Here is a 10,923-nt window from a genome sequence, read left to right as displayed (position 1 = left end):
TCATTGATTTACAAGGCTTTTTCAGATCCGTCTGCGCCAGAAGTGGGGCGAATTATAGAGACATTAAATCGCCCGTCAACACTTAATTTCAATTTTCTTCCTGAACCAGGGTTATACGCCCGAAAGCCTTCTTGCCAGCCTGGCATACATGCGTCGCCCCCAGCTTGAACACAAAGCCACGGTCAACAACCTCACCATCTATACGTACACCACCGGAGGCCAGCAGATCACGAGCGACAGCCGAGTTCTTTACCAGGCCCGACTTATTAAGGACGGCCGCAACAGGCATATCTTCAGCAGCGCCAACAGATATCTCTGGAAGATCATCCGGCAGCTCACCATCTTTCATACGGTTACCCGCAGAACGGTGTGCAGTAGCAGCAGCCTCTTCACCATGGAAGCGAGCTACCAGCTCTTCAGCGAGCTTGATCTTGATATCGCGAGGGTTTGCACCCGCTTCGCACGCCACCTTGAACTCATTGATCTCATCCATGGAGCGGAAGCTCAACAATTCAAAGTAGCGCCACATCAGGGCATCTGGCATGGAAACCAGTTTGCTGTACATGACACCAGGTGCTTCCTGGATACCAACGTAGTTACCCAGCGACTTGGACATCTTCTTGACGCCGTCCAGCCCTTCCAGCAAAGGCATGGTCAGAATGCATTGAGGCTCCTGGCCATAGGCACGCTGAAGCTCACGCCCCATCAACAGGTTGAACTTCTGATCCGTACCGCCCAGCTCGACGTCTGCGCGCAACGCAACGGAGTCATACCCCTGAACCAGCGGATAAAGGAACTCATGAATGGCAATCGACTGATTGCTCTTGTAACGCTTGTCGAAGTCATCACGCTCAAGCATGCGCGCAACGGTGTACTGCGACGACAGACGAATGAAGTCGGCAGGGGACAACTTGTCCATCCAGGTAGAGTTAAACGCCACTTCGGTCTTGGCAGGGTCAAGGATCTTGAAAACCTGAGCCTTGTAAGTCTCGGCGTAGTCCAGAACCTGCTCACGCGTCAGCGGAGGGCGCGTAGCACTCTTACCACTTGGATCACCGATCATGCCGGTGAAGTCGCCAATCAGGAAGATGACCTGATGCCCCAGATCCTGGAACTGGCGGAGCTTATTAATAAGGACGGTGTGACCCAGATGCAGATCAGGCGCTGTAGGATCGAACCCGGCCTTGATACGGAGCGGCTGACCGCGTTTGATTTTCGCGACCAGTTCGGCCTCGACCAAAAGTTCATCCGCGCCACGCTTGATCAGCGCAAGCTGTTCTTCAACCGACTTCATATCAGCCCCCAATTTTAAAGGGAACCAACCATACAAGATCAGAGCCCAATTACAAGTTTTTGCCCGGCACACGCCCACGATTCAAGACCGATACGTGACCAGGGTTGATTCAAGTTGGATTTGGTTATATTTTATACAGTTATTTCATCTTCATCATGTCATTCATCTTTTCCATTTCACCTTTTTCAAAGTCAAATTACTCATGATCGACACACCGCCTAAAGCGCCCCCGCTTTATCCGAAGACCCACCTGCTCGCAGCCAGCGGTATCGCAGCACTGCTGAGCCTGGCTCTTCTGGTCTTCCCTTCCAGCGAAGTTGAAGCGAAACGAACCAATCTGGTTCTGGATCTGGAAACCCCTAACGCACAAGACCAAGACGCTCAGAAAGCCACTCAAGCCACACCGGATGCTGCTTCCCCCTTCGCACAGATCGAGAACGGTGAAGATCAATCCGAAGAAAACGCTGCTGCGCAGCAGGAGACGCCTGATGCTCAGGCAAAGAATCCCAACCATAGAGAAGTTGTAGTCGCCAGGGGCGACACCTTGTCTACGCTGTTTGAAAAGGTTGGTCTGCCCGCCACGACAGTGCATGAGGTCATGGCCAGCGACAAACAGGCCAAGCAATTCAGCAAACTGCAGGACGGGCAAATCCTCAAGTTCGAGCTGTCCTCCGACGGGCAGCTCAAGCAGTTGCAAAGCAAGCTCAGCGAACTGGAAACCATCAGTCTTTCCAGGACGGGTGATGGCTTCACCTTTAATAGAGAGCTCAGCAAACCCGCCATACGCGAAGCCTATGCGCACGCGGTCATCAACAGCTCGCTTTCGTTATCCGCACAAAGGGCCGGCCTGTCCCACAGCATGACGATGGATATGGCCAATATTTTTGGCTATGACATCGACTTCGCTCAGGATCTTCGCAAGGGCGACGAGTTCGATGTGGTTTATGAACAACAAGTAGTCAATGGCAAGACCGTTGGTACCGGCAACATTCTGTCTGCCCGATTCACAAACCGGGGCAAGACTTACACCGCCATTCGCTACACCAACAAACAAGGCAATACCAACTACTACACGGCTGATGGCAACAGCATGCGCAAGGCCTTCATCCGCACACCGGTCGATTTCGCACGCATCAGCTCAATGTTCTCCATGGGCCGCAAGCATCCTATTCTGAACAAGATCCGCGCCCACAAAGGCGTCGACTATGCCGCACCGCGTGGCACTCCGATCAAGGCAACAGGCGACGGCAAAGTGCTGCTGGCCGGGCGGCGCGGCGGCTATGGCAACACCGTCATCATCCAGCACGGTGAAACCTACCGCACCCTTTACGGGCATATGCAAGGATTCGCCAAAGGCATACAGACCGGTGGCAGCGTCAAGCAAGGTCAGGTGATCGGCTATATTGGAACAACCGGCTTGTCGACAGGCCCGCACCTGCACTATGAATTCCAGGTCAATGGCGTGCATGTCGACCCGCTGGGACAGAAACTTCCAATGGCGGACCCGATCGCCAAATCCGAAAAACAGCGGTTCATGCAGCAAAGCCAACCGTTGATGGCACGTATGGACCAGGAAAAGGCCACCACGCTGGCCTCTAATAAAAGGTAATCCATGGCCTTCTTCTATATAGGTGTGATGTCCGGCAGCAGCCTCGATGGGATAGATATCGCCCTATTGGAACAGGATGACCGCCCAAGGCTTCTGGCGACTCATTACATTCCGATGCCGGAAGACCTGCATGCCGAACTGCTGGACCTCTGCTCGAGCGGAGCCGATGAGCTTGTACGAGTAGCCATCACAGAGCAAAAGTGGGTCAGGCTGGTAGCCCAGGGTGTCATGACCCTGCTTAAAGAACAGAACATGGTTGCCGGACAGATACGCGCCATCGGCAGCCATGGCCAGACCATTCGACATGAACCGGGACGCGGTTTCAGCATTCAGATTGGTAACCCTGCCCTGCTTGCCGAGCTGACCGAGATCACAGTGGTCAGCGATTTCCGTCGTCGCGACATCGCTGCCGGCGGTCAAGGCGCCCCGCTGGTTCCGGCCTTCCACGAAGCGCTGTTTGATGACAACAAGGATCACCGAGCCGTTCTGAACATCGGTGGCTTCAGTAACCTGAGCCTGATCGAATCCGATCGCCCGGTCGCTGGCTTCGATTGCGGCCCCGGCAACGTGCTACTGGATGCCTGGATACAGTCACAACGCAGCCAGAGCTTTGACAAGGATGGCGCATGGGCAGCCAGCGGTCAGGTCGATCCGGCCCTGCTCAAAGCACTGCTGAGCGATCAGTTCTTCCTGACCAAAGGACCGAAAAGTACCGGTCGCGAAGTATTCAACCTTGGGTGGCTGCATCATCACCTGTTCCAGCTACCGACAGTCGCGCCAGAAAACGTACAGGCCACTCTGCTTGAGCTGACGGCCCTGACCATTACAGAGTCCCTGAAGTCGGCGCAATCAAGCACCACGGAGCTTCTGGTCTGTGGCGGCGGGGCTCATAACGTGGCGCTGATGAACAGGCTGGCAGCCTTGTTGCCCGAGACAAAAGTCAGCAGCACGGACAGACTCGGTGTTGATCCCGACTGGGTCGAGGCCATGGCGTTTGCCTGGCTGGCTCATTGCTGTCTCGAGGGCGTCCCCAGCAACCGTCCGACGGTAACCGGTGCCAGAGGCTTGCGCATTCTGGGCGCCATCTACCCCGCCTGAGAAAGACACAGAAATGAAAACGCCGCGCATAAGCGCGGCGTTTTCATATACAGCGTGTGGTGTTGCTCAGATCGAGAACGAAGAGCCACAACCGCAAGTTGTCGAGGCGTTCGGGTTCTTGATTACAAAACGAGAACCTTCCAGGCCTTCCTGATAGTCAACCTCGGCACCCGCCAGGTACTGGAAGCTCATCGGATCAACGACCAGGCTGACGCCTTCGCGCTCAACAACCGTATCGTCGTCAGCAACATCTTCATCGAAGGTGAAGCCATACTGAAAACCGGAGCAACCGCCGCCCGTGACAAAGACACGTAGCTTGAGGCGGTCATTGCCCTCTTCATCGACCAGGGTTTTCACCTTGTGCGCAGCACCTGGAGTGAACTCCAAGGCCGTAGGCGTGAAGGATTCGACGCTCATGTCAGATATCTCCCGGCGTTAAGCCGTCATCATGCGTAATGACGGCATTATCCGCTTCTCCTAGAAAACCGGTCAACTATTGAAGCAAAGAGAAGTGGCCAGCAATCACGCTACAAACGGCAAGTGCCTGTAGCTCAAGGCATCATGCCCGCATGCGACAGCCCCATGCGCTCATCGAGTCCCATCAGGATGTTCATATTCTGAATGGCCTGACCTGAAGCCCCCTTGACCAGATTGTCGATAACCGAAAGCACGACAACAAGATCACCGCCCTGTGGACGATGCACTGCAATACGGCAGACGTTTGCCCCGCGTACGCTGCGAGTCTCCGGATGACTGCCAGCAGGCATGACATCAACGAAAGGCTCATCGGCGTAACGTTTCTCGAACAGCGCCTGCAGGTCTACCGACTTGTCGGCAACCGTTGCGTACAGCGTGGAATGAATACCACGGATCATCGGCGTCAGATGCGGAACGAATGTCAGGCCGACCTCACCACCCGCAGCACGGCGCAGGCCCTGGCTGATTTCCGGCAAATGGCGATGCCCCTTGACTGCGTAAGCCTTGAAGCTTTCGTTCGCCTCCGAATACAGTGAGCCGATGCTCAAGCCACGACCGGCTCCACTGACGCCCGACTTGCAGTCGGCAATGAGACGGGAGCTGTCCGCAAGCCCTGCTTCCAGCAAAGGCAGGAAGCCCAGCTGGGTCGCGGTCGGGTAGCAACCCGGAACCGCAATCAGCCGTGCATTGCGGATCTGCTCGCGATTGACCTCAGGCAAGCCATACACGGCATCCTTGAGCAGTTCTGGCGCGCCATGAGGCTGGCCGTACCATTTGGCCCACTCGACCGGGTCCTGAAGACGGAAGTCTGCGGAAAGGTCGATCACCTTGGTGCCGGCAGCCAACAGCTCTCCAGCCAGGGCATGGGCAACACCGTGAGGTGTGGCGAAGAACACGACATCGCAGGCCCCCAGCGTCTTGACGTCTGGAACGCTGAAAGCCAGACCGTCGTAATGGCCTCGCAGGTTCGGGTACATGTCGGCTACTGCAAGGCCAGCCTCCGAGCGAGAGGTAATCACGACCACTTCTGCCTCTGGATGCTGTGCCAACAGACGCAGCAGCTCGACCCCGGTGTAACCCGTGCCGCCGACGATACCGACCTTGACCATAACCTGCCCTCAACGAAACAACTGGAAAGCCGTCGATGATATGAGTCTATTGCCTCTGCGACAACCGACAACGTGACGTATGGACGTGCAAGCCACTACTATTCGGCCACCGTGAACCTGGGAATAATCAAAATGCTCTTTTTATGGATCAAAGCACTGCACATCGTCTCGATCGTCTGTTGGTTTGCAGGCCTGTTTTATCTGCCGAGGCTGTTCGTCTATCACGCCATGAGCGAGGATACTGTCAGCAAAGAGCGCTTCAGCGTGATGGAGCGCAAGCTCTACAGAGGCATCATGGGCCCCGCCATGATCGCTACACTCATTTTCGGTGGCTGGTTGATCAGCTTCAATCCGGGCGGTTACTTCAGTCAGGGCTGGATTCATGCGAAATTGACCCTGGTCGTTCTGCTGATCGGTTATCACCATATGTGTGGCGCACAGGTCAAACGCTTCGCTCGCGGTGAAAATGGCCGCAGCCACGTTTTTTACCGCTGGTTCAATGAAGTCCCTGTATTGATCCTGCTGGCTATCGTCATTCTCGTCGTGGTCAAACCTTTTTAATCAATATGGGACAGCGCTGCCGGAATCGGTAGCCGCTGCCCCGCTGGCGGTATGGCGCCACGCTCTTATACCGAGACAAGGAAGCCCTTCATGGCCGATAACCACTTCAAGATCATGTTTGAAGGGCAGTTGCGCAATGGCGTTGAACTGGAAACCGCAAAGCTCAATCTGGCCCAACTGTTCAAGAGTGAACCCTCGGCTATCGAGAGACTCTTCAGCGGCACGCCGGTGTCGCTCAAACGCGGGCTGTCCCGCGTGGAGGCCGAGAGGTATATCCAGGCGCTCAACGATGCCGGTGTCGACGCACGCATGGAGGCCGATCCTCCCATCAGCCTGAGCCTGGATGAAATCGACGAAGCGAAACCTGAGCGAGCGGCCATCCCGCCTCAAATGAATTCGCCCTACGCGCCCCCCAAGGCCCCCGTCGCAGCAGACCTGCCCGAGCACTCAACGCTCAAGGTGTTCAGCGTTCAGGGACGTATCGGTCGTATGCGCTATCTGGCATGGAGCCTTGTGCTGATCGTCGCGGGCCTTGCCACATTCGGCGTCTGCATGGCGGTCATGAGTATTTCCCTGGTGGCTGGCGGGCTCTTGAGCACCGTGGCCTTTGCTGCCTTCCTGATTCTGAGCGTGCAGATGGGTACTCAACGCCTGCACGACGCAGGTTGGTCCGGCTGGTTGATGCTGCTGAACCTGGCCCCCTTCATCGGCAGCATCTTCCCGTTTCTGCTGGTTCTGATGCCAGGCACTCAAGGCCCCAACAAATACGGCCCACCGCCGCCGCCCAACTCACCGGCGGTAAAGGTACTGTCATGCCTCTGGATTGCCTTTATCACCCTGGTCATTACGGCTCTACTCAACAATGGTATCGATGCCGTCAAGAATGAGCTTGAAACCACAGCCAGTGAATACGAACAATCACTGCCCTACGATGATGACTCAGAAAGCGATGAGGTCCAGCCGGCGCCTTCGCCATCCCGGACAGCGATCTGATCCCCAAAACGTAATACCTTGTTCACCCTCGGCATACTGAATGCCGACAGCAACACGCTCAATGGAGAACTGCATGACCCGTTACGCCCTGATCACAGGCGCTTCCAGCGGCATCGGCCTGGCCATGGCCGAAGCCCTGGCACGTCGTGGGCATAATCTGATTCTGGTCGCCCGCCATCGCGACCGGCTGGAAAGTATCGCCCTCGAACTGACCCAGCGTTTTGGCGTCGAGGTCCTGTTTCGGGCATGCGATCTGGGCGAGCCGTTACGCCTTTCCGGTTTTCTGCTTGAGCTGGAGGACGGAGCCCATCAGATCGATCTGCTGGTCAACAGTGCAGGCCTCGGGACTTGTGGCCCGTTCCTGGCTCAGGAGTGGGCCACCGAACAAGACCTGATCGACTTGAATATTCTGGCGCTGACTCGCCTGTGCCATACCGTTGGCAATCTGATGGCGCTGCAGGGCGGCGGGCAGATTCTCAACGTTGCTTCGGTTGCAGCCTTTCAGCCCGGCCCCTGGATGAGCGCGTATCACGCGAGCAAGGCCTATGTCCTGAGCTTTTCCGAAGGGCTGCGTGAAGAGGTGAAGAAAAACGGAATAAAAGTATCGGTCCTCTGCCCCGGCCCGACTCGTACATCGTTTTTCCGCACGGCCCAGCTTCAAATGAAAGACGAAAAGATGATGAGCCCCGAGGAGGTCGCCCTCTATACCGTTCGGGCCCTGGCCAGAAACAAGGCCGTCATCATTCCGGGACGACGCAACAGGTTCCGGGCATTCAGCCCGCGCCTGGGGCCTCGCTGGCTGATACGTCGAATCAGCGGCCTGATCAACAAGGCTTGCTGCCCACGCTGAATGACAAAGGGCTGGGCGAGACCATGCCCCCTCAGTACACTCGACCTTCTTGGCCTGCGGCCATGACCCATCCACCCACAAGGAGCAAACGGCTGTGGATACTTTGTTCACCAAGATCATCAACCGGGAAATACCGGCCAGGATCATCTATGAAGACGATCAGGTACTGGCTTTCCACGACATCGCCCCTCAGGCGCCCGTGCATTTCCTGGTCATCCCGAAAAAGCCCATTCGCACCCTCAACGACCTGACCGAAGAGGACAAGGGTCTGGCGGGTCATATCCTGTTCACGGCACAACGTCTGGCCAGGGAGCTGGGTTGTGAAGAGGGTTTCCGGGTTGTCATGAACTGCAATGAGCTGGGTGGACAGACCGTTTATCACATTCACATGCATGTTCTGGGTCAGCGTCAGATGAACTGGCCGCCGGGCTGAGCCCATTTTTCAAGACCTTGCGTCCCGTCGCCCCCCCCCCTTATGGAGGCTGGCGGGATGATCCAGCTCAAGCCGGAGCGTTCCGATTGGAGTAAACTGGCCAGCATGGACCTATCCGGAGGTGCCCATGGCTACCGAACGTCACTATTCCCCCCTCGATCGTCTGTTGCTGCAAGCCGATAGCGCAATGCGCACCTTGCTGCCCTCCAGCGGACACTCTCAGCGCCCGTCTCCTGCCATCGCGCGCCCCGAACACAAGATGAGCGATGTCGATACCCGGCATGTCGCAGGCCTGATGCGCATCAACCATACCGGCGAAGTCTGTGCACAAGCGCTGTATCAGGGCCAGGCATTGACTGCCAAGTTGCCCAAGATACGTAAGGCCATGGAGCATGCCGCCGAAGAAGAGATCGATCATCTGGTCTGGTGCGAGCAACGTATTTATCAATTGGGCAGCCATACCAGCGTGCTCAATCCGCTGTTTTATGGTCTGTCTTTCGGCATCGGCGCAGCCGCCGGCCTGATCAGCGACAAGGTCAGCCTGGGCTTTGTCGCAGCGACGGAAGATCAGGTCTGCAAGCACCTGAACGAACACCTGGAGCAAATCCCTGTCGAGGATGAAAAGTCCCGGGCGATTCTGGAACAGATGCGCATAGACGAAGAGCATCACGCCGAAACCGCTCTGGACGCTGGCGGTTTCCGCTTCCCTGCTCCGGTGAAGTTCGGCATGAGTATTCTGGCCAAGGTCATGACCAAGAGCACCTACCGGATCTGATTGCCTGGGCAAACAGCATGCACAAAAAAGGCGCCTTGATCGGCGCCTTCTTTATTGGTGCAGAAATCAGACCGCTACGTTGCGACCGTAGAAGATTTCCAGCATTTCGTGCTTCACCTTGGCGGTGACCTGCTCACGCTGCTCGGCGGACAGGTTGCTGGTCGCGTCGCCGAACAGGTAGTTATCCAGTTCGAACTCCTTGAGCAGCATCTTGGTGTGGAACAGGTTCTCCTGGTACACATTCACGTCGGTCATCTGGTAACCGTTACGGGTGTCTTCGGAGAGGTAGTTCTGGATCGAGTTGATTTCGTGGTCGATGAAGTGTTTTTTACCTTCGACATCACGCGTGAAACCGCGGACGCGATAGTCGACTGTCACGATATCGGACTCGAACTTGTGAATCAGGTAGTTCAGCGCTTTCAGCGGTGAAATCACACCACAGGTCGACACATCGATGTCCACGCGGAAAGTCGCGATCCCGTCGACCGGGTGAATTTCCGGGTAGGTGTGAACCGTGATATGGCTCTTGTCCAAATGGGCCAGAATGGTTTCCGGCAACGGGCCTGGCGACTCTTCGATCTGGCTCTCGGTAGGTGTTACCGGTTGCTCGGAGATCAGAATGGTCACGCTGGCACCTTGCGGGTCGTAATCCTGACGCGCGATGTTCAGGATATTGGCACCAATGATATCGACAACATCGGTCAGAATCCGCGTCAGGCGCTCTGCGTCGTACACACTGTTGATGTACTCGACATACGCCTGCTGGTCTTGCGGGGTTTCCGCATAGCAGATGTCATAGATGTTGAAGCTCAAGGTCTTTGTCAGGTTGTTGAACCCGTGGAGCTTGAGTTTGCTTTTCACCGTTAAAAACTCTCTATATATGCGGCGTCAGCCGCGTGATCAAGCATGCCCGTCAGCTGAGCCCGGCTCAGTTGCGTAGGACGGTTAACACCTCTTCGCGTTGGCGATTTTGGTTGTCTGTCCGGGCGCAGCAGCAGAAAACCAATGCACGCTGCGCCTGAAAAAGTCGCGCATTATGCAGACGTCGGAAGCCGTCTGCCAGAGTGTGCGCCGTTTTTATGATCGTTGGATGTCGGAGCCTTAGCCCAACTCGACAATTTCATAGTCGTGGGTGATTTCCACACCGGCATTACCCAGCATGATCGACGCCGAACAGTACTTTTCAGCCGAAAGCTCGATGGCGCGCTTGACCTGGGCCTCTTTCAGGCCACGCCCCTTGACGACGAAGTGCAGGTGAATCTTCGTGAAAACCTTGGGGTCTTCGCTCGCACGCTCAGCTTCAAGGAAGGCTTCGCAGCTTTCGACAGGCTGACGGGACTTCTTGAGAATGCTGACGACGTCGAAGTTGCTGCACCCGCCCAGACCGATCAGCACCATCTCCATGGGACGAACGCCCAGATTGCGGCCGCCACTTTCAGGCGGGCCATCCATTACCACCACATGACCGCTACCGGACTCGCCGAGGAACATGGCTTCGCCAGCCCATTGAATGCGTGCCTTCATCGCCAGACTCCACTGCTAAAAAAAGGGGGCCAGCTTAGCACAGGCCAGGAAAGCCGCTGGAGTGCCGCCCCGAAAAATGCTTTTTGCAGCCAATGTGTAGGAAAATTCGTAAATGAAGCCAAACGCCCCTCGAAAAGCTGGCGAGAACGCACGAGCAGCCGATACCTATAGAAGTGCCATCAGGCCAAGAGCCTTTTTTC

The 10,923-nt window shown here is 56.2% G+C and carries 12 protein-coding genes; 7 read left to right on the top strand and 5 right to left on the bottom strand.

The window, feature by feature from the left end; all coding sequences use genetic code 11:
- Positions 1–88 precede the first annotated feature (88 nt).
- A complete protein-coding gene (gene tyrS, locus ACIPY9_RS12285) occupies positions 89–1,294 on the bottom strand; it encodes a tyrosine--tRNA ligase (protein WP_400700966.1) in 1,206 nt (401 codons plus the stop codon).
- 202 nt (positions 1,295–1,496) lie between these two features.
- Between tyrS and ACIPY9_RS12280 the strand changes: the two genes are divergently transcribed.
- Together ACIPY9_RS12280 and ACIPY9_RS12275 are read left to right on the top strand one after the other, a co-directional pair.
- A complete protein-coding gene (locus tag ACIPY9_RS12280; protein ID WP_400700999.1) occupies positions 1,497–2,903 on the top strand; it encodes a peptidoglycan DD-metalloendopeptidase family protein in 1,407 nt (468 codons plus the stop codon).
- 3 nt (positions 2,904–2,906) lie between these two features.
- The gene (locus ACIPY9_RS12275; RefSeq protein ID WP_400700963.1) at positions 2,907–4,001 is read left to right on the top strand and encodes an anhydro-N-acetylmuramic acid kinase; all 1,095 of its coding nucleotides are present in this window, start codon (positions 2,907–2,909) and stop codon (positions 3,999–4,001) included.
- 66 nt (positions 4,002–4,067) lie between these two features.
- Here the strand turns inward: ACIPY9_RS12275 and erpA are convergent, their stop codons facing one another.
- On the bottom strand, positions 4,068–4,418 hold the full coding sequence (erpA, locus tag ACIPY9_RS12270; RefSeq protein ID WP_025262070.1) for an iron-sulfur cluster insertion protein ErpA: 351 nt from the start codon (positions 4,416–4,418) through the stop codon (positions 4,068–4,070).
- 134 nt (positions 4,419–4,552) lie between these two features.
- On the bottom strand, positions 4,553–5,587 hold the full coding sequence (argC, locus tag ACIPY9_RS12265) for an N-acetyl-gamma-glutamyl-phosphate reductase (RefSeq protein ID WP_400700960.1): 1,035 nt from the start codon (positions 5,585–5,587) through the stop codon (positions 4,553–4,555).
- 132 nt (positions 5,588–5,719) lie between these two features.
- Here argC and hemJ point away from each other — a divergent pair, with 132 nt between their 5' ends.
- The 5 genes from hemJ (at position 5,720) to coq7 (ending at position 9,199) form a co-directional block, all read left to right on the top strand.
- On the top strand, positions 5,720–6,148 hold the full coding sequence (gene hemJ / locus ACIPY9_RS12260; protein ID WP_400700957.1) for a protoporphyrinogen oxidase HemJ: 429 nt from the start codon (positions 5,720–5,722) through the stop codon (positions 6,146–6,148).
- A gap of 90 nt (positions 6,149–6,238) precedes the next feature.
- Positions 6,239–7,141 (top strand): DUF805 domain-containing protein, encoded by a 903-nt coding sequence (locus ACIPY9_RS12255; protein WP_400700954.1) that lies wholly within the window; start codon positions 6,239–6,241, stop codon positions 7,139–7,141.
- A 73-nt stretch (positions 7,142–7,214) separates the two neighbouring features.
- The gene (locus ACIPY9_RS12250; protein WP_400700951.1) at positions 7,215–7,991 is read left to right on the top strand and encodes an SDR family NAD(P)-dependent oxidoreductase; all 777 of its coding nucleotides are present in this window, start codon (positions 7,215–7,217) and stop codon (positions 7,989–7,991) included.
- 94 nt (positions 7,992–8,085) lie between these two features.
- Entirely contained in the window at positions 8,086–8,424 is a 339-nt protein-coding gene (locus tag ACIPY9_RS12245) for a histidine triad nucleotide-binding protein (RefSeq protein ID WP_400700948.1), read from the top strand.
- Between the two features lie 127 nt (positions 8,425–8,551).
- Complete coding sequence (gene coq7 / locus ACIPY9_RS12240) at positions 8,552–9,199, top strand: 2-polyprenyl-3-methyl-6-methoxy-1,4-benzoquinone monooxygenase (RefSeq protein WP_400700945.1); 648 nt, start codon at positions 8,552–8,554, stop codon at positions 9,197–9,199.
- 66 nt (positions 9,200–9,265) lie between these two features.
- Here coq7 and speD read toward each other — a convergent pair whose 3' ends face one another.
- On the bottom strand, positions 9,266–10,060 hold the full coding sequence (gene speD, locus ACIPY9_RS12235; RefSeq protein WP_201004852.1) for an adenosylmethionine decarboxylase: 795 nt from the start codon (positions 10,058–10,060) through the stop codon (positions 9,266–9,268).
- A gap of 240 nt (positions 10,061–10,300) precedes the next feature.
- Positions 10,301–10,723: an OsmC family protein gene (locus tag ACIPY9_RS12230; protein ID WP_025262078.1), complete on the bottom strand. Its 423-nt coding sequence runs from the start codon at positions 10,721–10,723 to the stop codon at positions 10,301–10,303.
- Positions 10,724–10,923 lie beyond the last annotated feature (200 nt).

Origin of the sequence: Pseudomonas sp. NPDC089734 (genome assembly GCF_044748865.1) — a bacterium.
GTDB lineage: Bacteria > Pseudomonadota > Gammaproteobacteria > Pseudomonadales > Pseudomonadaceae > Aquipseudomonas.
This window is presented reverse-complemented; position numbering and strand designations above follow the sequence as displayed.

Coding starts and splice junctions, on each gene's coding strand:
- hemJ (WP_400700957.1), top strand. CDS start 5,720: ATGCTCTTTTTATGGATCAAAGCACTGCACATCGTCTCGATCGTCTGT.
- tyrS (WP_400700966.1), bottom strand. CDS start 1,294: ATGAAGTCGGTTGAAGAACAGCTTGCGCTGATCAAGCGTGGCGCGGAT.
- ACIPY9_RS12250 (WP_400700951.1), top strand. CDS start 7,215: ATGACCCGTTACGCCCTGATCACAGGCGCTTCCAGCGGCATCGGCCTG.
- coq7 (WP_400700945.1), top strand. CDS start 8,552: ATGGCTACCGAACGTCACTATTCCCCCCTCGATCGTCTGTTGCTGCAA.
- ACIPY9_RS12255 (WP_400700954.1), top strand. CDS start 6,239: ATGGCCGATAACCACTTCAAGATCATGTTTGAAGGGCAGTTGCGCAAT.
- ACIPY9_RS12230 (WP_025262078.1), bottom strand. CDS start 10,723: ATGAAGGCACGCATTCAATGGGCTGGCGAAGCCATGTTCCTCGGCGAG.
- erpA (WP_025262070.1), bottom strand. CDS start 4,418: ATGAGCGTCGAATCCTTCACGCCTACGGCCTTGGAGTTCACTCCAGGT.
- argC (WP_400700960.1), bottom strand. CDS start 5,587: ATGGTCAAGGTCGGTATCGTCGGCGGCACGGGTTACACCGGGGTCGAG.
- ACIPY9_RS12280 (WP_400700999.1), top strand. CDS start 1,497: ATGATCGACACACCGCCTAAAGCGCCCCCGCTTTATCCGAAGACCCAC.
- ACIPY9_RS12275 (WP_400700963.1), top strand. CDS start 2,907: ATGGCCTTCTTCTATATAGGTGTGATGTCCGGCAGCAGCCTCGATGGG.